Source organism: Streptomyces sp. NPDC048278 (assembly GCF_040652195.1).
Lineage (GTDB): Bacteria > Actinomycetota > Actinomycetes > Streptomycetales > Streptomycetaceae > Streptomyces.
Window position 1 is genome coordinate 1 of the sequence record NZ_JBEZLP010000020.1, and the last position, 21,040, is coordinate 21,040.

Annotated in this window: 14 protein-coding genes and 1 pseudogene; 4 read left to right on the forward strand and 11 right to left on the reverse strand. The window is 69.3% G+C overall.

Going from position 1 to position 21,040, the window contains the following annotated elements; all coding sequences use genetic code 11:
• Positions 1-142: 142 nt before the first annotated feature.
• On the reverse strand, positions 143-445 hold the full coding sequence (locus AB0D74_RS29845; protein ID WP_362593753.1) for a hypothetical protein: 303 nt from the start codon (positions 443-445) through the stop codon (positions 143-145).
• A gap of 376 nt (positions 446-821) precedes the next feature.
• On the opposite strand from AB0D74_RS29845, the gene AB0D74_RS29850 reads away from it, so the two are divergent.
• A complete protein-coding gene (locus AB0D74_RS29850) occupies positions 822-2,162 on the forward strand; it encodes a hypothetical protein (RefSeq protein WP_362593756.1) in 1,341 nt (446 codons plus the stop codon).
• A 5-nt stretch (positions 2,163-2,167) separates the two neighbouring features.
• On the opposite strand, the gene AB0D74_RS29855 is transcribed toward AB0D74_RS29850, so the two are convergent.
• From AB0D74_RS29855 to AB0D74_RS29870, 4 genes are all read right to left on the reverse strand, one after another.
• Positions 2,168-3,070 (reverse strand): aminoglycoside phosphotransferase family protein, encoded by a 903-nt coding sequence (locus AB0D74_RS29855; protein ID WP_362593759.1) that lies wholly within the window; start codon positions 3,068-3,070, stop codon positions 2,168-2,170.
• Positions 3,067-3,519 carry a GntR family transcriptional regulator gene (locus AB0D74_RS29860; RefSeq protein ID WP_362593761.1) on the reverse strand — a complete coding sequence of 151 codons (453 nt, stop codon included), beginning with the start codon at positions 3,517-3,519 and terminating at the stop codon, positions 3,067-3,069. The genes AB0D74_RS29855 and AB0D74_RS29860 overlap by 4 nt, the downstream gene beginning before the upstream one ends.
• A gap of 961 nt (positions 3,520-4,480) precedes the next feature.
• On the reverse strand, positions 4,481-5,620 hold the full coding sequence (locus AB0D74_RS29865) for a hypothetical protein (protein WP_362593764.1): 1,140 nt from the start codon (positions 5,618-5,620) through the stop codon (positions 4,481-4,483).
• Positions 5,621-6,676: 1,056 nt separating this feature from the next.
• Entirely contained in the window at positions 6,677-7,255 is a 579-nt protein-coding gene (locus tag AB0D74_RS29870; RefSeq protein WP_362593767.1) for a TerD family protein, read from the reverse strand.
• Between the two features lie 244 nt (positions 7,256-7,499).
• Between AB0D74_RS29870 and AB0D74_RS29875 the strand changes: the two genes are divergently transcribed.
• Positions 7,500-7,982 carry a CBS domain-containing protein gene (locus tag AB0D74_RS29875; RefSeq protein ID WP_362593769.1) on the forward strand — a complete coding sequence of 161 codons (483 nt, stop codon included), beginning with the start codon at positions 7,500-7,502 and terminating at the stop codon, positions 7,980-7,982.
• Positions 7,983-8,004: 22 nt separating this feature from the next.
• Here the strand turns inward: AB0D74_RS29875 and AB0D74_RS29880 are convergent, their stop codons facing one another.
• The 6 genes and pseudogenes from AB0D74_RS29880 to AB0D74_RS29905 all read right to left on the reverse strand — a co-directional run bounded on the left by AB0D74_RS29880 (position 8,005) and on the right by AB0D74_RS29905 (position 17,790).
• Complete coding sequence (locus AB0D74_RS29880) at positions 8,005-9,309, reverse strand: ArsB/NhaD family transporter (protein ID WP_362593772.1); 1,305 nt, start codon at positions 9,307-9,309, stop codon at positions 8,005-8,007.
• A 71-nt stretch (positions 9,310-9,380) separates the two neighbouring features.
• Positions 9,381-9,839: pseudogene (locus AB0D74_RS29885) on the reverse strand (cation:proton antiporter); the annotation flags it as partial.
• A gap of 273 nt (positions 9,840-10,112) precedes the next feature.
• Entirely contained in the window at positions 10,113-10,244 is a 132-nt protein-coding gene (locus tag AB0D74_RS29890) for a hypothetical protein (RefSeq protein WP_362593774.1), read from the reverse strand.
• Positions 10,241-15,169, reverse strand: coding sequence for a DNA repair ATPase (locus AB0D74_RS29895; RefSeq protein ID WP_362593777.1), 4,929 nt, complete (start codon positions 15,167-15,169; stop codon positions 10,241-10,243). The genes AB0D74_RS29890 and AB0D74_RS29895 overlap by 4 nt, the downstream gene beginning before the upstream one ends.
• Positions 15,170-15,249: 80 nt before the next feature.
• On the reverse strand, positions 15,250-17,283 hold the full coding sequence (locus AB0D74_RS29900; protein ID WP_362593780.1) for an SPFH domain-containing protein: 2,034 nt from the start codon (positions 17,281-17,283) through the stop codon (positions 15,250-15,252).
• Between the two features lie 84 nt (positions 17,284-17,367).
• Positions 17,368-17,790, reverse strand: a complete 423-nt coding sequence (locus tag AB0D74_RS29905; RefSeq protein ID WP_362593783.1) for a hypothetical protein — start codon at positions 17,788-17,790, stop codon at positions 17,368-17,370.
• A 242-nt stretch (positions 17,791-18,032) separates the two neighbouring features.
• On the opposite strand from AB0D74_RS29905, the gene AB0D74_RS29910 reads away from it, so the two are divergent.
• Together AB0D74_RS29910 and AB0D74_RS29915 are read left to right on the forward strand one after the other, a co-directional pair.
• Positions 18,033-19,091, forward strand: a complete 1,059-nt coding sequence (locus AB0D74_RS29910; protein ID WP_362593786.1) for a helix-turn-helix domain-containing protein — start codon at positions 18,033-18,035, stop codon at positions 19,089-19,091.
• A 601-nt stretch (positions 19,092-19,692) separates the two neighbouring features.
• Positions 19,693-20,925: an alpha/beta fold hydrolase gene (locus AB0D74_RS29915; protein WP_362593789.1), complete on the forward strand. Its 1,233-nt coding sequence runs from the start codon at positions 19,693-19,695 to the stop codon at positions 20,923-20,925.
• Positions 20,926-21,040: the final 115 nt, after the last annotated feature.

The following is a 21,040-nucleotide window of genomic DNA, read 5'->3' on the forward strand; positions in this document are numbered from 1 at the left end:
GAGCGACGTACCGGTAACCCTGCTCCTGCCTGCTGACATGCCGTGGTGGTGCTCGGCGGGGACGGGTAGGAACCCGCGCGTACTCCAATAATCTCGGCCTTGACGTCGGCCAGCGCGGCCGTCAGGTTCTGCTCACGGGCGTTCATGCCGCAGCCCCCTTGCCGGAACGCGAGCGCCGGCGGCTCACGGACCGCGCCAGCGGGACGACGTTGAACAGCTCCGGGGCGTGCGCCTCGATCACCTCAACGGCGACACGGGCCACGTCGTCCGGGAGGCTGCGGTACTCCGGGGCGGCGAGGATGTCCCGCGCCGCGTCCAAGCGGGCCGCGCGCTCCATCTCGCTCTCGCCCTCCACCCCGAGCCACAGCTCAACCGGGGTGCCAAGGGCCAGTTCTACGAAGTCCTCAGCGGTTACGGCCTCTTGTCGGCCGACGTACAAGCGCATTGACGTTCTCCTCATCGATGGGCAGGGAGAACCGCGGCGGCGGGCGACCTTGCTGGGGATTCCCGACGCCACGGCAACGCCACACCTTGGAGCGTGGTGTGTATTACCTACCACTCACGTTGGCAGATCGATTCCGGGCCGTCAAGCGCTCTGTCTTTGAACCCGAACCGCCGGTCTGTCTCGCGGTGATGACTCAACCTTCGCCAAAGGGAGGGGAGTTCGGGAGCGTGCACTTGGGGGTGCACTCGTGCACCCCCAAGTGCAAACCCCCTGCACCCCGGCACTGACCTGCGTAGAGTGACGTTGAGTCAAGCTGGTACTACGGCCGCTCTCTGGGGGTGCGATGGCAGACCGGAACGCCAGGCTGGCCGCGCTCATGGAGGAAGCCGACTTCTCACACAAGTCGCTTGCTCGCGCCGTGGTAGCCGCCGCCGCTCGGTCGGGTGAGGACATCACCTGTGACCACACGTACGTGACCAGGTGGCTCAAGGGCTCCATCCCGCGCGGCAGCATGCCGCAGTTCATCGCCGACGCAATCGGGCGCAAGTTGGGGCGTCACGTCACGATCGACGACACCGGGATGGGCGAGGCGGCAGTGTCCGCGATAACGCCGGAGTTGGGGCTTGACTTCGCGGATCAGCCGGAGAGCACAGCCAAGACCGTGACCGATCTGTGGCGCGCCGACCTGGCCGACGCTGAGGCACTGGTTCGGACACTGCCCGATTCAGCGGCTTGGAACGCTGCGTCTCTGCGTTGGATCGTGGCACCGCCGGACGGAGAACTGACGCGAGCGGGCAACCTTGCGGTCGGCGCCATAGACGTGGCAATGGTGCGCTCAACAACCGACGCGTTCAGCATGCTTGACGGGAAATTCGGCGGTGGCCACGCCCGGCGGGCGCTGATTCAATACCTGCACACGGATGTCCGGCCGATGTTGGACGGGACATATTCCGATTCCGTGGGCAAACAGCTCCACTCTGCTGTTGCCGAAGCGCTCTTGCTCGCCGGATTCATGTCGTACGACAGCGGATTGCACGGCATAGCGCAGCGCTACTTTATCCAAGGTCTACGTATGTCACAGACTGCCGGTGACAGGATTCTCGGCAGTAGCATTCTCTCTGCGATGAGCCATCAGGCCACGTTCCTGGGGCGATACCGGGATGCCGCGACTCTCGCCCGTGCTGCATACACAGGACCGGCCGGCAGCCTGGGGCCGACGATGACGGCGCACCACATCGCGATGGAAGCGCGAGCCCTCGCCCGCCTCGGGGATGAGCGCGGCTGTGACCTCGCTCTTGCGGAGGCGGAGCGCAAGCTGAGCCAGAGGACAATCGACAGTGATCCGCCATACATCGCCTACTTCGATGAGGTGGAACTCGCAGCCGAGATGGGCCATTGCTTCCGTGATCTGGGGCGCTCCATCGAAGCAACGGAGCGCGGCGCGGGCTCCATCTTCGGCGACGGCCTCAACAACCGAAGTGACTTCTTTGCGACCATGGTACAGGCGGAGTCATACATCATTCACGGCGAGATCGGCCGTGGTTTTGAGTTCGCGCTGAGTGCGCTACACCTTGGCGAGGGATTGAAGTCGGCGCGCTGTGTTCAGTACGTGCGTGAGTTCCAAGGGCGCGTCTCCGACGGGATGAGGCGAGCCGCGGAGTTCCGCGAGTTCGAAGAACAGGCCCGCGGCTTCCGCCTCTGGCAACAGACCACCTAATGGCCCTAGAAAGGCGCCCAGTCTCGGCGAGAGCCACCCGAGCGCAGGCTTTCCACCCGCTTCTCAACTTCCTCGGCCGCTAGCTGATTGGTGCTCGCGTTCTGCGAAAGCCAAGTAACCATCAGCAATTCGCGGACACTCCGAAGAATGTGGTATCCAGGCCACTCACGCACGTCGAACCCGTATCCGGCAACAAAATCGGCATACTCAGCCTCTGAGTGCCAACCAAAGCTGTCGTAGTACATGGCCGTCTGCATGAGGTCCCACTCGCGCGGCCCTGTAACGAAACCGTCCAGGTCGATGACCTTGGGGGTGCCGGTCCCATCATGGAGGACGTTGCCGACGTTGAAGTCTCCATGCAGATGACCGGCCGGAAGCGCGAACTTAAGCTCGCTGTACTTGGTAGCCAAATCGTCGGCCAAGGATCGGAGAAATGCGCGAGTAGCGTCCGGAATTCCAGCCCTTTCCAAACGCTGCGCTACCTTATCGAAAGGCTTTAGGTGCGGCAGAGAGAAAGGCGGCGGCGCCAATTCGTGAAGGTGTCGTAGCAGAACACCCATCTCGCCTGTACTCGCGTACTTTTCCCCGTCAGCGAGCGCTTCCCAGAAGGTCACGGGGTGACCATCGATGACAACCGGCTGTTTGGCCGCCGTGACGAGTCGAGCCGCCGGATAGTCCTCGGCAGCGAGCCATTGTGCCACGGCGACTTCCCGGCGCACGGAGGGAAGTCGATCGGGACTACGGCCGACCCGGGAGACGATACGGCCGTCGTCTACGCGGAACACTGCGTGATCCCCGAACCGCAGCATCTCGATCCCGTCCGGGTCCAAGTCAGCAATCTCGCACGCCTTGCGCAGGATGGCCGCTGCCGCATCCGCGTCGAATTCGGTCCGCTCGGTTGTTGTCATACCGTCCTAGCCCCCCGTCCGACCGGCAAGGATCGGACTTCCCGCCCTTTCCCGGCGCCCTTACCGATGAGCCCCTGCCCCTCCATCTGCGCGACGGCGGAACGGACGGCGGTCCGCGATGCGCCGAACCGCTCGCACAGTTCCTTCTCGGTGGGGAAGCTGTCGCCGACCTTGACCCCCTCGACCTTCAAGAGGTCGGTCACTCTCTCGATCAGCGGGCGACGGTCCCCGGTCCCCACCACGTACCAGCCGGCGCCCTGTACGGATTCGATCAGCCCTTCGGTCTTGAGCACTCCTAGGGCGCGTTCGATGGTGCTGCGACTGACGCTGTGGTCGCTCATGAGCCGTGCTTGAGACGGCAGAGCTTCTGTGATCTCGCCCTCTTTGATCTTCTGGCGTAGAGAATCAGAGACCTCCAAGTACGTACCTCGCGGACTCGCCTGCGGCACGTGGCCTCCCCTTCCAGTTACGTCGTGGCGGCTTTCTCTACCAGCGTCCCACTCGCCTGGTTGACCGACACCTAGTGTCCCACCTGTCCGGCTGTCCGGTTAACGCTCTCACCTGCACAAACACCCCGGACAGTCGGAACGGAGGCTGTCCGGGGTGTCCGGTCAGAGACGGACTCAGATGCCACGTACAAGTCGAGGCCTGGGGTAGGACCGATCCGCCGCGTCGATATGGGCGCATGCCCTCCCCCTGTTGGTAAGGGCTGCGCCGGTCTCCCTGGCGAGGGCTGGGAAGAACTGTTGCCCCTCCGGCGATTGGCCCGACGTGACCCAGTCGTAGCCCGGTCCCTCACGCAAGGCCCATCGCACGAGTCGGCGCCCGAGGCCCTGCCGCTGCCACTCAGGGATCATCGAAATCTTCGCGATCACTCCACGTCGGCACTCGTGACAGACGTTCCAGATCAGGATTGCGTGATCAAGGCCGTCCCGATCGACTACCCGCAGAACCCGGTGATCTGCCACCCCGCTGTTTGGGTAGTACAGGAAGAACCTCTCATCCCTCGGATTGTGTACCTTGATCCACCACCAACTGAACTCGCCTAAGCCCTCAGGCATTTGACCTCCATGAGTCCGTCTGCGTAGACCGTACGCTGCCTGGCTGACAACGAGTGGTCAGCCAGGGTCCAAGCGGCTGTACCACCCTGGAAACTGGGTGGTACAGCCATACCCCGGCTCACCGTCATCGCACTCACCAGGAAACAGTCGCCGTCGACAAGAGCGGGCACCCCGGCGGAGCCGGCAAAGAGCGTAGGAGCTGGAGGCGACTTCCGTTCTGTTGTGCTCTCGCGGGTGAGTGACGAACTGAGTCACAACGCGTGCGTACTCCGACGGACTCCCACGAACACTCGCAAAAGGTTTCCCCAGGTCAGGGCATGCGCTCTCGCAGCACGCACAAGCGATCAAATTACTTACTGGCAATGAGCGCAGGCAGCTTCTGATGAAGCTCGGCCAGCTTGGACAGCACAAGAGTGCCGCAGCGGGTGACGGCGCCAGATGTAGCCAGCTGAGCAGTCACGTGCTTATCGGCCATTACTACGTCGCAGTACGGGATAGCTAGCGCCATGGCATCGGCGTCATAAAGATCGTTGCCGGTCCAGGCCTTGTACGAGTTGCGGAAATTGCGCTCCATCAGGGTGACGTTGACAGCGGCGCTCGGGACGTCCTCCACGAATGCCGTGAGCCAGTCCGCACCTTGGTCAACGAACTGCTCCGCGGTCATGCCGTACTCCGGCGCGACTACTTTCACAAAGTCCAACAGCTCCCACACAATGTGCCGGGCACGAACGATGCGGTCTAGGCGGGGGCGCATGCTGGGATCAGCGGCCAGCATGTCGGCGAGCTGCTGCTCATGCGCAACACGCTTTGCATGGTGAGCGAGCACAAGATCAGGTCGGTATCCAGCCGCTCGCAGCTGAGCGATCTCGTGTGGAGCAGGGCCGATCAACAACATCATCTCTGCCAGCGCTCGGCCGCAGGTGGTCATCTCGTGGATCAGCTCAGGATCGACATTCGTCGCCTGCCCATCCGATCGGCGGAGGGTCAGCCGACGAGTGTCACCGACGGCAAAGAACATCCCGATCCCAAATGCGTCCAGAGGCGTCGGTTGCGGCAAGGCCTGTCGTGATGCCAATGCAACGCGCATCTGATGAGTGACCATGTTCTTCACACCGGTGAGCGCAACGAAACCACTGATTTCTGCAATAACCTCGGCAAGATCTGTGCGCTGCCGTCGCTGCGAGATCTTGCTTATCTCCTGGAAAAGGCTGCTCGTCAGGGGTACCAGAATTTTGCCTGCCTCAGCCCAGGCGCGCAGGTCTTCGTAGATGGGGCGATCCCTCTCAGAGCCAGGCCTGCCGAGACGAGCCTTGGCCAAGGTGATCCAGTCCTTCGTGTCAAGGTAAACCTTGACTTTGCGTTCGTGGCTGGCCCCGAGCAGAGGGAAGTTGTCGGCCTCACCTATGTAGCGAAGGGTCAGCGGCAGCGCCGCGGCATCAAACCCGAGGGAGTCAGCGGCGGCGCCCAGCTGTGGTGAGATCTTGAGCAAGGTTGCTTCCTGATGTGCGAACCGGGTAACGGCTCAGCCATTGTCCCGATCCGACCCGGGGCCCTGCACCTGATTTGCGTGGCAGGAGTGAGTGACTAACTGCGTGACAACGGGGGCGAACACTCGTGTACGTCCACGGACACTCAGGGACTGTTCGCACACCTCAGCGCCACGCGCGTGCCTGCACCATCGGGCACCAAGATTGCTTCGGGACGAAGAGGTCGTGGGTTCAAATCCCGCCACCCCGACGCCGTAGTACCAGGTCAGGGGCCTGATCCGCATTGCGGGTCGGGTCCCTGAGTGGTTTCTGGAGATCGGTTGGGAGAAATCCGCGGGAAGATCTTGGTCGGCTTCTCCCGGAGGGTGACCGGCGAGCTCGGGTGAGGTTCGGCTGTTGAGTCCACTCGGACCTGCACGTTCGCGAATCCGGCCCGCAGCTGACAAGGAACACCGTGCCCCTCCGCCTCAACGGCCATGAGGATCACGGCCCATGGCAGTCCGTCACTCAGCGCGTCCCCACGACCACGCGCGAGCACTCGCCCGGCGCGGGTGAGCGTTGCGGGAGGATCGTGGACGGACTCGCGAACGGCTCGCCGAGGAATCGGGCGTCGCCGTAGGGCTGGTCCGGTGGGTACGTGGGCCGGGACATCGACTCCTTCGTCGCCTCACTCCTCGACAGTCGCGTCGATGTCGTGGCCGGCATCGGCTGCACCCACCTGCGTGGCCTGGGAAATCCGAAGGACAACCGAGCCCCGTTCCGGGAGGGCCGCCTCGACGTGGGCAGGGCACGGTTCCGTGGCGTGCTGCGGTCCGAGGAAGCCCGGTCCGACCCCGATCGCCTTGCCGGGCATGCCCAGCAGTCCCAGGTCGCGGGTCGCGGTGCTGTCTCGGTCCGGACGGCTACAGAGCGCTGTTCGCCGCGCTGCGTGCCGCTCGGGCCCGCAATACCCGGGTGGTCGTCACACACGCCGACGAGCGGGCCTGGTCGATCCTGGACCAGGCAGGTGTCGCCCGTGTGCCGGCGGCGCAGCCGGGCAGTGGCTCCTGATCGTGCGTTCAGGCCGTCCCAGCCGGACGTTCCTCGTGGGTGTGGCCCGGACGGGGCCCGGGCACCCGGCCCATCTCCAGGGTGAAGGGCACCGGGTCGCTTTCGGACCCCCTGATCATCTCGTGCATCTCCCACACGCCGGAGCCGTCTCGGACGAACTCGGCCACGGTGGTGGCGGTGCAGTCGGCGACATGCGTGAAGTCGTCGGCCAGCAGTTCCGTGTAGCGCTGGACGACCAGCACCCCGGCGTTGTGGATGTCGCCGAAGGTCCGGCGTCCGCCGTCCTGGTGGATGACCACCCCCACCACGACCCGCCCGTAGGCGGCAGCAAGGCGGTCGAACTCCAGCACCATCACCTCGACGTAGCCGAAGCCCTGGCCGGTCTGGCTGTGCCGGGCCATGTTGATGGTGCCGTCGGGTGACCGGCTGTCGTAGTGGACGATGTACTCCGGCCGTCCGTGGGGATCGTCCGCGGAGTAGGTCGCGGCGACGATGTCGAGATGCCGGGCCGGTTCCCCGAAAGGACTCGGGTCCCATTTCAGCCGCACCTCGACCTTGCCGAGTCCCTCGCCGACACTGCTCGCCACCGGTTGTCGCCTCCCCGTACCGGACCGCTGAGGGCCCAGTCGGGCCCCACCCGTGAAGTATGGCCTGTGACCAGCTAATTGATGCTTCCTTGATGCCCTTCTCGACGAGCGGTGCGGAGGGACGGGACGGGGGTCGCCCCTGACGGTGTTCAGGTTGCGTATGTTTCTGCCCGATGGCCTGGCGTCCCGGGCGGGACGCGTACGACGCTGGGCACGGATGCGTTTCGGACAACGGGAGTCGGCCGTGCGGGCACGTGATCTGGCGGTGGAGTACCAGTCGGTGAGCGTCGACAGCGACGCGCTGGAGGCGGCGCGGCTGATGGCCGAGCACAAGCTGCCGGCACTGCTCGTGCTGGACGGGCGCGGGGAGCCGAAGGCGATCCTGCCGGCCTCCCAGATGGTCAAGGTGCTGGTCCCGGCCTATGTCGTCGAGGACCCCGCGCTCGCGGCGGTGGTCGACGAGCAGCACGCCGACCGGCTCTGCCAGGCGCTGGCCGGCCGCCGGGTCGGCGACTGCCTGTCGAACACGGCGCCCGCGCCGCCGATCGCCGACCCGGACGACACCGCGCTGCAGGTCGCCGCGCTGATGGCCCGGGTGCGCAGCCCCCTGGTCGCCGTCGCCACGAAGGACAAGGCCGGCACACATCTGCTCGGCGTCGTCACCGCCTCGCACCTGCTGCACGAGCTGCTGGGCAAGGCGGGCGCGGCGAGTACGCCGACCCCTTGAGCGGCCCGCGCCGGCGGCCGGCTCAGGCCAGGGCGAAGTACCGCAGCCACAGGTACAGAGCGCTGATCAGCACGGTCACCGCCGTGACGACGAGGCCGTACCTGGTGAACTCCCAGAAGGAGATGGGCTGCCGGTTGCGTTCGGCGATGCCGAGGACGACGACGTTGGCGCTGGCGCCGATCGCGGTGGCGTTGCCGCCCAGGTCGGCGCCCAGGGCCAGCGCCCACCACAGCACGTGGTGGCCGCCGGCCGCACCGCCCATGTCCTTGACGAGGTCGGCGGTGATGGGTGCCATGGTGGCCACGTAGGGGATGTTGTCGACGACTCCCGACAGCACCGCCGAGCCGCCCAGCAGGGTGAGCGTTGCGCCGAGTTCCCGGCCGCCGGTGGCGTCCGCCAGGGCGCGGGACAGCTCCCCGATGACCCCGCTCTCGATCAGGGCGCCGACCATCACGAACAGGCCGGCGAAGAAGGCGAGGGTGGGCCACTCCACCTCGCGCAGGACGTCCCGGGTGTCCACCTTCGACACGGCGACCAGCAGGCCCGCGCCGAGCAGGGCGACGACGCTCGGTTCGTAGTGCAGCACCGGGTGCAGGACGAAGCCCGCGACGACGAGCGCCAGGACGGCCAGCCCCTGCCACAGCAGCCGTGGGTCGCGGATCGCCTCGCGTTCCGTCAGGGCCATGACCTGCGCGGCGCGCTCCTCGTCGTAGACGAACACTGCGCGGAACATCACCCGGCACAGCGCCAGCAGCACCACCGTCAGGACGGCGGCGACCGGGGCGAGGTGTACCAGGAAGTCGTTGAAGGTCAGTCCGGCGCGACTCGCGATGATGATGTTGGGCGGATCGCCGACCAGGGTCGCGGTGCCGCCGATGTTGGAGGCGAACACCTCGGCGATCAGGAACGGCGCGGAGGGCAGGGCGAGCCGCTCACACACCAGCAGGGTGACCGGGGCGACGAGCAGCACGGTGGTGACGTTGTCGAGGAGAGCGGACGCCGTCGCCGTGATCAGTATCAGCATCGCCATCACCCGGAAGGGCCTGCCCCGGGCCCGCTTGACCGACCAGATCGCCAGGTACTCGAACAGGCCGGTCTGCCGGAGCACGCCGACGATCGCCATCATCCCGAGCAGCAGGAAGATCACGTTCCAGTCGATGCCGGTGTGCTCGGAGTAGAACGCGGCCTTGTCGTCGGTGGCGCTGATGACGAGCATCAGTCCGGCGCCGCCGAGGGCCGCGGCCGTCCGGTGCACGCGCTCGCTGATGATCAGGACGTACGCGCCCACGAAGACGGCTACGGCCGTCCAGCTCTGCCAGTCGCTCATACGGCGGTCTTTCTCTCCACTTCGGCCGGCGGGTCTGCGTGGTCGGGCTCGTCGTCGGAGAAGGCCACGCCGAGGCCGAGTTCGAGTTCGAGTGCGATCCGACCGATCGGCGCCTCGTCCGTGTGACCGGCGGCAGTGGGTCCCGCGGCGGTGGGTCCCGCGGCGGTGGGTCCCGCGGCGGTGATCAGGAGTGGCACGACGGGCAGCGCGAGGCCGTCGTTGACGCCGCTCTCGACGTCGAGGAACTCGCGCAGCCTGGCCGGGACCTCCTTACGGCCCACGATCGCCGAGGCGAACACCGGGCCGGCCGGCGCCAGGACCGCGCCCACCAGGAAGGAGGTCGTCCGGTCTCGGCCCACCAGCCAGTGGGTCACCAGTGCCATGAAGACGAACGCCGGCGGCATCCCCAGGCCCAGTGCGCGGGCCGGGCCCACCCGGTTGGCCCGCAGCTTGGCGAAGGAGACGTGCCGGCCGCCGGAGAGCAGTACCGCGATCAGCAGCGCCACTCCGAAGACGGCGACGAATAGCACCGGTCACACCCCGATCGGAAGAGAGAACACCTCTGTTCGCCGACCAGGCTTCCCGGCACACCGGTGGGAACCCTACCCGTTCTTGATGCGTCTTTGACAGAACGCTTACCCGCACCGTCGCGGACGCCAGGTTGCCGGTGCCCGGCAACGAGCCCCGCACGCGTGGCTACTTGGCGGCCGTCGACGGTGGGGGGCGGCCACACCGGCTGCCACCGTTTCGTCCCTGTGTTCCGTCGTCGCCGTTCGGAGGTCGGGCGCACCGGCGTCCGCAGATCAGTCCTGCTCATGCGGGAACCCGCTCCGGTGGGCCCGTGCCGTCCGACGCCGGTCCCGGCGTACCAGTGCGCTCGTGCACGCCGCCACGACCAGTACGGCGGCGGCGACGGGGATCAGGAAAGACGTCACGGGCTCTCCTTCCGCGCGGCCGTGTGCCCGGTGCCGTGGGCGGCGGCCCGGTCGATCGCCGTCTCCACGGCCGCGATCCGGTCGGCGAGCAGTGCGAGAGCGGAGACCGCGCGGGTGAGCGGGTCGCTCTCCGGGCCGCCGAGGGACTGGCCGCGGACGTACGCGGTTTTCACTTCGCTCCACCGCACGGCCTGCTCGGCGGTCAGGGTGCCGCGCAGCTCGGCCAGTTTCAGCAGGCCGGCCTCGGCACCGGAGGTGAGGGTGCGGGCGTCGGCGGTGTAGTGGTCGTCGAGGACGGCGGCGAGTTCGGCGCGGTCCATGACCGGCTGGATGCGCTGGGCGATCCTGTTCATGGTGCGGTAGGAGCCCTGGAGCCGGAAAGGCGGTTCGGTGCGGGTGGCGTCGGACTGGGCGGCCGAGGCGATGTAGGCGGCGTTGACCGCGAGGACCGTCTCCCGGGCGGCCAGCAGATGGCGCAGCACCGCCAGGATCCGCTCCAGCTCGGCAGGCGGGTACGGGTGCAGGAGGCGGTCCGCGCGGGCCGTGGGGTCGCCCTCCGCCCTGCGGACCAGCAGGTCGAGGTCGGCCCGGTCGCGACCGGCGAGCGGGGCGAGGTCCGGGTTGGCGGTCAGGGCGTTCTCGATGAAGCTGAACGCGAAGGCGTCCTCCCTGCCCGTCAGGACGTCGCCCAGGTTCCACACGTCGGCGCGGTTGGCGAGCATGTCGGGGACCTGGAAGCGGTCGCCGGACCCGGTGTAGGGGTTTCCGGCCATGCAGACGGCGAAGCGCTTGCCCCTGAGGTCGTAGGTGTGCGGCTCCCCGTCCCGTACGCCCTCGATGCGGCGGGTGGCGTCGCACAACGGGATGAACCTCTGGAGCAGTTCGGGCGAGGTGTGCTGGATGTCGTCCAGGTAGAGGAGGGTGTTGTTCCCGGCCTCCAGCGCGAAGTTGATCTTCTCGACCTCCCGGCGGGCCGTGACGTTCGGAGCCTCGGCGGGGTCGAGCGAGGTGACCGCGGGCCCGAGCGCCGGGCCGTCGACCTTGACGAGAAGCAGGCCGAGGCGGTCGGCGACGTACTCGACGAGGGTCGTCTTGCCGTAGCCCGGCGGGGAGACGAGCAGCAGGAGACCGCCGGTGTCGGTGCGCTTCGTCCCGCCGGTGGTGCCGAGCTGCCCGGCGAGGCTGTCCCCGATCAGCGGCAGGTAGACCTCGTCGATGAGCCGGTTGCGGACGAACGTCGACATCACCCGCGGCCGGTGCTCGTCCAGCCGGATCCGCGTGCGCTCGGCGGCCACCAGTGCCGTGCGGCGCCGTTGGCAGGCGCGCTGCGCGGGCATCTCGTGGGTGCGGAACTCCCTGGTGCGGGCGAGGAGTTCATCGATCCGGACGGTGAGCGTACGGCGGCTGATGCGCGGGTGGGTGCCGAGCAGCCCTTCGACGGTCTCGGTCAGCGGTGCGTCGGATTCGTAGCGGGGAAGCTCCGGGCAGAGCTCGGCCGCCACCGCCTCCGCGAGGTCTCCGGCGTCGACGTCCGCGCCGGTTGCCGTGGTGTACGACGTCAGCCACCCCTCGACGAGTTGCCGGCGGTCGGCCAGGGGGCCGAGGGCCGCGAGGTCGTCGTCGTACGCCGACGTACCCACGGCACGGCGGAACTTGTCGAGCAGCGTGCGGGCGCCGGTACTGATGACGAACCCGGCGGGCCCGGTGGTGAGTTCCTCGAAGAGGTAGCCGGCGGCGGTGGTCGCGGTCGGGTTGCCGATCGCCGCCGCCAGTTCCTCTTCCAGGTCGGCGATGGCCGGGGCGAGGCCGAAGGTGTCGCGTGCGCGGGCCAGGGAGCAGGCCCGGGTGGTCCAGGCCGTGCGCTCGCCGGGGGTGGTTCCGTGCGCCCAGAACAGCTGGGCGGCGGCACGGGCGGCGGGCCGGTGGCGGAGCGGGCCCGCGCCGTCGTGCAGACGCAGCAGGGCCGCGAGGATCAGTGCGGCGTCGTGGTCGTGGACGCCTCGCTCGTACCCTTCGTCGTAGGCCGCCTCCGCCGCCTGCCGGACCAGGTCGGGCAGATCGGCCTCCGCGAGCGCGGCCGGGCCGTGCTCGTCCAGGAGCCGGGAGGCGAGGTGTTCGGCGCGGTAGACCTCCGGGGACTCCGAGGGCAGCGGGCGGTCCCAGAAGGGGCGGGTGGCCGCGAAGTCCGGGTCGGTGACCGGCGCGCGGTAGTCGGTGCCGGTGACGGCGAAGGCGAGGCCGTCGCCGTGCGGGACCAGGGTGAGTTCCAGGGGCTGGGTGTTGACGGCGAAGCGGTGGGTGCCGAGGCGGAGGGTACGGCCGTCGTCGGCGTACAGGTCACCGCGGTCGCGCAGGGCACGCAGGGCTTCCTGGCGGGCTGCCCTGAGGCGGCCGTCGAGTTCCTCCGCCTTTACCTGGTCGCCGAGTTCGCGGAGTTCGCCGATGGTGCGGCGGATCTTGGCGGGCAGCGGGTCGGAGGTGAAGTACGTGGTGACGGCGTCCGTGTCCGCGAGGGTCGCGGCACGCCGGGTCACCGTGCCGAGGACGCGGGCGGCGGAGTCGGCGAGGCGTTCGGCGCGGCGGGCGCGGGCGTCGGCGAGGCTCTGCTTGCGGGCGGCGAACGCCTCGTGGACCTCGTCGCGCCTTTCGGCGAGCGTGCCGAGGAAGTCGTCGAACTCGGCGAACCGCGACTCCAGGTCCTCGATGTGCACGAGAACCCGGGCCAGTTGCTCGTCGCACGTCTCGGGGCTGCCGGCGGCGGCGAACGCGCCGGTGACGGTCTGGCCGAGCAGGGCGGACTCGGCGGCGAACGCGGCGCGACCCTCGTGGTCGAGGAGGTCGCGGCGGCGGCCGTCGAGGGTGGCGCGGGCGCGGTTGAGACCGCCGAGGATCTCGGCGATCCGCTCCAGGACGCCGGTACGCACGGTGGCGTCCCCGCCGTCGAGCCCGGAGACGACCTCGGTCACCGTCCGCAGCCCGTCGGCGAATTCGTCGAGGTGCGCGGAGACCGGCGCGGCCTCGGCGACCGTGCCGATGGCCCCGGCGTCAGCGGTGAGCCGCTCGACGTCTGCCCGGTGCTCGGCGAAGGCGTCCTCGCGGGCGAGGTGGGTGACGGCCCGCCGGCCGAAGGCGGCGAGGTCGGCCTCGGTGGCGGTGGCCAGCTCGTCGATGCGGGCGGTGTCCGCGTACCGCATGTCCCGGACGGTGAGCAGGTGCCCCTGGGCATGTCGGAGTTCGGTCAGGCCGGCAACCCAGCCTGCGGCGCCTCGCGGGGCCTCGCCGCGCAGACGTCGTACGACCGCGGCGATCCGCGTGTCGGCCTCGGTGAGCGCGGCGGCGGCCTGCCGGGTGAGGGCCTGCACGGTCGCGAACTCGGTCAGCACCTGTTCTGCCGTGGCGCGGACCTGTGCGAGCGGCTCGTTCAGGTCGCCGAGTTCCGGATCGCCCAGCCAGTGGTGGATGTCGGCCGCGCGAACACACGCGGCGGCCAGTGCTTCGTACACCTCGCTCGTAGGCGTCGACTCGGCGACCGCGCGGGTGATGGACAGGCAGTCGGAGATGCCCCGCACCAGGTCGGCGTTGCCCACCCGGGCGAGCGGACCGGTGCCGAGTGGCCGCGCGGCCTCGTGGGTGTCCGAGACGTACGGGGAGTTCCACAGCTGGAGCGGGTGCACGCGCCGGGCGTCGTCGCCGTCGGCGTGCAGGACCGTCAGCGTGCCGTCCTCGAACAGGGCCCAGCCGTGGCCGGACAGCGGGGCGGCGACCTCCTTGCGGATCAGGTTGTAGGGCAGCAGCAGGCTGCGGCCCGTGACCCGCGCGTGGAAGGCGTACAGCACGTCCTCGCCGTTCGGCGAGCGCACCTCACGCTCGAACTCCAGGTCCGCGATGTCGAGGTCGTAGGTGCGGTGGGTGCCTGTGGCCAGGCAGTAGCCTCCGGGGAAGACGACGCCCTGGTCCTCGGGCAGGCGGCGGCAGGCCAGGCCGATGCCGTCCAGGCGGACGACGTTCCCGGTCAGCGTGTTGAAGACCAGGTGCCGGTCGGAGTCCTCCTTGTAGGGGCGGATCCGCAGCAGGACCAACGGGCCCACGCGGGCGTAGGCGATGTCCGCGTCGCCGAGGGACTGCAGCGGCTCGTCGACCGGCTCGGAGTGGATACCCTCGGCCGTCTCGGTGTCGTTCTCGGCCTTGACGGTCAGCGTCCCGCCGAGCGTGTCGACGAAGACCTCGCCTTCGACGGAGACGTGCGGGTGGCGGCCCAGGACGTGGTCCTCGCGGGTCGTCGCGGTCCACTCGACGTCGTGGGACGGTGGCGGGACGTGGTCACGGTCGCGGTCGCCGCGCGCGTCCACGAACGACGCCCGGCCGTCGTCGGTGAGCGCCCAGCGCAGGACGCGGGTGTCGACGGCCTGCTCACCGGTCTGGAAGACGGCGAACAGCTTGCCGTCCACCCGGTGGAGCCGGAGCAGCCGGGCCTGGCGGTAGTAGCGGTGGAGGTCGGCCGTCTCGCGGACGAACGCCGGGTCGTCGAGCAGGCCGGGGACGGTGTCGTCGGGCAGCCGGTTCAGGCGCCGGTCGTAGAGCGCGAAGACGTCGCCGACCGCGTTCCCGTTCCCGGGCGCGGGGTTGTGGCCGAGGAGGAGCGTGTCGCCCACGGCGACGAGGTCGCGGGGCACACTCGCGTGCCCGGTACGCAGCTGTCCGGTGCCGGCGAGTTCGAGGCGCGTCGAGCCGAACTGCTCGGTGCGGCGGACGTTCAGGGCCTCGGCGCGGCGGGCGAGTTCGCCGGCCTGGGCGGTGAGCCGGGCCCGCAGCACCTCGTAGGCGCCGGCGTCCGGGGCGTCGGCGCCCGGAGTTCCGTAGGCGCCGGTGTCCGGCTTGTCGGTCCCCTGTGCCTCGTACGTCCCGGTGTCCTGACCGGTGCTCATGGATCCCTCTCAGCAGATCGAAGGAGATACACGGTCCGGAGCCGCCGTCCCCTGTGCGGCGGCTCCGGACCACGAACCGGTCAGCCCCTGGCACTGCCGTTCAGGGCGGCGAGCGGGGTGTCGGCGAGCCCCAGTTCGCCTGCCCTGTCGAGCAGTTGCTGGAGCTGCCCGGGGTTCGCGGCGCCCGACGTCATGAGCTTCGTCAGCAGCGCGGACACGGTCAGGTCCCGGATGCCGGCCGCCGAGACGGAGCCGAGGGCACGGCCGAGGTCGTCGGGAAAGCTCGCGGATCCGTCCAGCCAGGGCCCGGCGAGCGCCTGCGCGGTGTCGGAGTTCTGGACGAACCCGTCGACGCTCTTGCCGAGCGAGATCGCGGAGACGAGCCGGTCGAAGAAGAGGGACTCGCCGCCGACGATGTCGATGTCGGCGTTCTCCAGGCCGGTGGCGAGCACCGTGGCCTGCGCCTCGGCGATGTGCCGCTGCGCGTCCAGCCCGGCGAGCCGGATGTCCTTCTCGGCCGCCAGCCGCAGCCGGTACTCCTCGTGGCCGCGGGAGGCGTCGTCCAGGGCGGCCATGGCTGCCGCCTTCTCGGTGAGGCCGGCGGCCTCCGCCTTCAGCTTCTCGCCGATGCCCTCGGCCTCGGCGAGCGCCTTGGCCCGGGTGCCCTCCGCCTCGGCGCGCAGCCGTGCCTCGGACGCGGCGGCCTCCGCCCGCCCGGCCTTCTCAGTGACGTCGGCCTCCTTGTCGCGGACCTGCACGGCAGCCAGTCCCTCGGCGGCGGCCTCGGCACGCACGCCCTCGGCGAGCCGCAGCTTGGCCTGGGCGTCCAGGTCGGCGGTCTTCAACCGGGCCTCGGCGAGCGTCAGTTCCTCCGCGGCGCGGTGCACGGCGGCCTGCTCGGCAGCCTCGGCGGCCTTGATGTCCTTGACCAGCTTCTCCTGAGCCTCGGCCTCGGCGGCGATGACGACCGCCTGCCGCTCCCGCTCGGCCTCCTCCACGGCCCGCAGCTTCTTGATGGCCTCCTCCTGCTCGGCGACCGTACGGTCCACGGCCACCCGCTCCCGGACGACCTCGGCGATCTCCCGCTTCTCGGCCTCGACCTCCTTGTCGGCGGCGATCCGGGTCAGCTGGGTCTCCCGCTCCCGCGCGATGACCTCGAGGAGGCGGTCCTTCTCGACCCGCTCGCCCTCGACGGCGATGACCCGCTCGCGGTTCTTCGCGGCGACGGCGATCTCCCGGGCCTGGTTCTCGCGCTGCACACCGAGCAGTTCCTCGGTCTTCAGGAACGCCCCCTGCGCCCGCAGCCGCTCCTCCTCCACCACCCGGGCGGTCTCGGCCTCCTCGCGGGCCCGCACGGTCTCGATCTCCCGCTTCTGCTTGATCTCCGCGTCCGTCTGCCGGCGCTCCAGCTCCAGAATCGCCTCGCGGGCGTCGACGTTCTGCCGGGTGATCTCCTTCTCCTCGGTGCGCTGGGCCTCGTTGGTGCGCACGTGCTCCACGGCCGTCAGCTCGGTGATCTTCCGGATGCCCTGGGCGTCGAGGACGTTCGCCGGGTCGAGCTGGGACAGCGGCGTCTGCTCCAGGTAGTCGATCGCCGCGTCCTCCAGGTGGTAGCCGCTGAGGTCCACGCCGATCAACTCGATGATCTTGTACCGGAGTTCCTCGCGCTTGGTGTAGAGGTCGGTGAAGTCCAGCTGCTTGCCGACGGTCTTCAGCGCTTCGGAGAACTTCGCGTGGAAGAGTTCCTGGAGCGTCTTCTGGTCGCTGGCTCTCGCCGTGCCGACGGCCTGGGCGACCTTCACGACGTCCTGGGCGCTCTTGTTGACCTTCACGAAGAACGAGATCCGGATGTCGGCACGGATGTTGTCCCGGCAGATCAGCCCGTCCCGCCCGGCTCTGGTGATCTCGATGGCCTTCACCGAGATGTCCATCATCTCGGCCTTGTGCAGCACCGGCAGCACGATCTGCCCGGTGAACGTCACGTCTACCCTGCGCAGCTTGGAGACGATCAGCGCCTTGCCCTGCTCCACCTTGCGGAACAGCAGGGAGACGACGGCGACGGCGAGCAGGCAGACGGCGATGAGCACGCCGATGCCCATGGTCATGGGAGTCATGGCATACGTCCTTGAGGCGTAAGGGAGTTCGAGCGTTTCCGGCGCGAAGGAGAGAGAAGAAAAGGGCGCCGGGCGGGGCGTGGCTCAGGCGGCGCGGGCCCGCCGCGCACGCGAGGTCGCCACGGGTTCGTCCGGGTCGTCCTGCGCATCCGAGAAGAACCGGTGCAGCGGGCGCACGAGCAGGCGGGTGGCGGTCCAGGCGATGAGCAGCGCTCCTGCGGGTACGGCCAGGCGCAGCGGCCCGGCGACCGGCCCCGGGGGCCCGACGGCGGTGAGCACCACCACGGCCGAGACACTCAGGGTCCAGCCGAGCACCGTCAACAGTGAGAGGGCGACCGCCACGGGGACCCCGTCCATGCGCCACGCCCGCAGATCCACGTCCGCGTCGAAGCTGCCGGCGTCGGCCAGATGCGCCAGGGCCAGCAGCCAGAAACACACCACCGCCACCATGGCCGTGGTCGGGAGAATCGTGGGCAGGCCGGTGGCGGCCACCAGAAACGTCCGCATGCCCCGCCCCCTCTCGGCCCGCGCCGCTCGTGTCCGTGGGGGCCGCGGAATCAGATCCTGGTTCCGGTGCGGTCACCTGCCGGTGTCCGGCACCGGAACCATCCGCGGTGCTCCCCGCGACCCATGTTCCACGACCGGAGCCACCCCGCGCATTGCCGGTGTCCGGCAGTGTTCATTAGGGTCTGCATGCCGGTGACCCGCTAAGAAACCGTCAGCGGCGCGTCAAGATTTCGGGGGACCACGTGACGGACCGACAGATACCTGAGCGGTATCTCGACGGCTATGCCCGCATACTGGCCGAGGTCTGCGCCACCGGCCGACGCCTCTCCCGGGACGAGATCGCCTCCCGGCGCGCCCTGGGAGAACAGGCGGCCGAGGCAGGTCACGGACTGCGCGCCCTGGTCAGCGCCCACCTCACAGCCGCCCGCACGGCCTGGCCGGCCGCCACCGGCTCGGCAGACGAGGCGCTCGCCGCCGTCCAGCAGGCCGTCGACGCGTTCGCGGAGGGCTTCGAGCGCGCCCAACTGCTGGCGGTGCGTCAGGAGGAGGCGGCCCGGCGGGAGTTCATCGACGACCTCCTCTACGGCCGCAGCAATCTGGGCCGGCTCTCCGAACGAGCCGAACGCTTCGGCCTCCGCCTGTCCCACGCCCATGCGGTCGCCGTCGCCCAGGGCACCACCGCCTACGGTGAGGGCGACCCGGTCCCGAGACAGGTGGAACAGGCCGTCATCGCCCGGTTCGGCGACCGCAGCGTCCTGCTCACCACCAAGGACGGCCGGCTGCTGTGCATCGCGCCCGGCCACCAGGCCGATGTCCTCACCCACTTCGCCAAACAGGCGCACGTCGCCACCGACGGCGGCCGGGTCGCCATCGGCCGCCCCCAGCCCGGCCCCGGCGGGGTCGTCCAGTCGTACGAGGAGGCGCTCAACGCGCTCGAAATGGCCGAGCGCCTCGACCTCGACGAGCCGGTCCTGCGCGCCGCCGACCTGTTGGTCTACCCCGTCCTCACCCGCGACCGGCAGGCCATGGCAGACCTCGTCCAGGGCACCCTGGGCCCGCTCGTCACCGCCCGCGGCGGCGCCGGGCCCCTCCTCGACACCCTGACCGCCTACTTCGACTCCGGCTGCGTGGCCACCGAGGCGGCCCGGCGTCTCTCCCTGAGCGTGCGCGCCCTGACGTACCGCCTGGATCGCATCCACAAGCTCACCGGGGCGAACCCCGCGGACCCGACCCACCGCTACATGCTCCAGACGGCGGTCATCGGGGCACGGCTGCTGGACTGGCCCGCGACGGCTCTGTGACGCCCTGGGCGCCGGGGACGAACGAGGGCCGACCTCGGCAAAGGACCGCTCCGCGAGGACGCGGCAGGCCGACGGCGCCTGATGGCTGCTGGTCGTTCACATGACCACGACCCCGGCCTCAGGGTGAGCCATGCTGATCGAACCGAACGAGGACATCGCGATCCGCCACGTCATCGACCGCCTCAGGACCGCTTACGGCGACAGCCGCACACCCGACGAGATCGAGACCGCGGTCGCCCCACGGCGTACACCTCTTTCAACAGCCTGCCCGTCCGGGCCTGCCTCCCGGTGCTCGCGGAAAGGCGGGCTCGCCGGATCCCTGGTGAGGATTCCCCCACGCCCGAGCACACCTGACGCTCCGGCAGACCGGACGGGGCCGAGCGACACCTGCAACAGCCCGGGCGCACGGGCCGCCCTCGATGCGACCGCACGGCGCGCCGCATCCCGCCCGGAGGCGACCTTCACCCCGCTTGCACATTCAGGCCCGGCAGAGCGGTGCGCGCGGTGCACCCGGCAGGCGCAGCCGTTCCGGAGTCCACCTGCCGCACCTCCACGATTCGTTCACATGTACGCCGACGCCTGAGAGTTGTACTCTGCAAAAGTGGAGGGGGACAAGTATCGCTTCGGAGATTTCGAGCTCGACGTGGCCGGGCATCTCCTCCGCCGTGCCGGTGAGCCGGTCCATGTCGAACCCCGGGCCCTGGACCTGCTGTGCCATCTGGTCGAGCACCGGGACCGGGTGGTGCCGAAGAACGAACTCCTCGACGAGATATGGGGAGACCGCTTCGTCAGCGAGGCGGCGCTCACGACGGCGCTGCGGACCGCGCGCCTGGCCGTCGGGGACACGGGCAGTCGCCAGGACCTGATCCGCACCGTCCACCGGCGAGGCTACCGGTTCGTGGCCACGGCGACGGTCCTCGGGGACGAAGTGCCCGCCGGCGCCTTGGGGCAGGCCGACTCCGCCTCTGCGCCGACCGACGGGCCGAGCGGCCCCGACAGCCAGACGATCCGGTTCTGCCGGGCCGCCGACGGCACCCGCATCGCCTACGCCACCGTCGGCTCGGGTCCTCCCCTGCTCAAGGCCGCCAACTGGATGTCGCACCTCGACCTGGAATGGACGACCCCGGTGTGGTCCCACTGGCTGGGCGGTCTGGCACGCAACCGCCGACTGGTCCGCTACGACGAACGCGGCTGCGGTCTCTCGGACTGGACCGTGCCGGGCTTCACGTTCGACGACTGGGTGGACGATCTCCACACCGTGGTCGAGGCCGCAGGGCTCGACCGCTTCCCGTTGCTCGGGGTGTCCCAAGGCGCCGCGGTGGCCGTGGCCTACGCCGTGCGCCACCCGGAACGGGTGAGCCGGCTCGTCCTCGCCGGAGCGTACGCCCGGGGCCGGCAGGTCCGGGCCCGGACCGAGGCCGAACGCGAGGAGGCGGCCCTCGACCTGGACGTTGCCCGCGTGGGATGGCTCCACCAGGACCCGAGGTTCCTGCGGGTCTTCGCCTCCCAGTTCCTGCCTGAGGGCACACCGGAGGACTGGGCCGAGTTCACCGCCTACCAGAGGCAGACGACCTCACCCTCCAACGGGGTCCGCTTTCTGGAGGAGTTCGCCCGGATCGACGTCTCCACGATCGCCCACCGGGTGGCCTGTCCCACGCTGATCATCCACTCCCGCGACGACGAGCGGGTACCGGTGGCTCAGGCCGGCGAGATGGCCGCGCTCATTCCCGACAGCCGACTGGTCCTGCTCAAGAGCCGCAACCACCTGCTCACCGCGTTCGAGCCGGCCTGGGACGAGTTCCTCGCCCATATCGACGCCTTCCTGGCGGAGTAAGACGCCTTCGTGGCCGAGCAAGACGCCTTCGTGGCCGAGTAACCGGACGGTGGAACCGGCGCGTGTGCGCTGAGGACGCCCTCAGCCTGCCCTCAGGGAAGCCTCAGACCTCCCC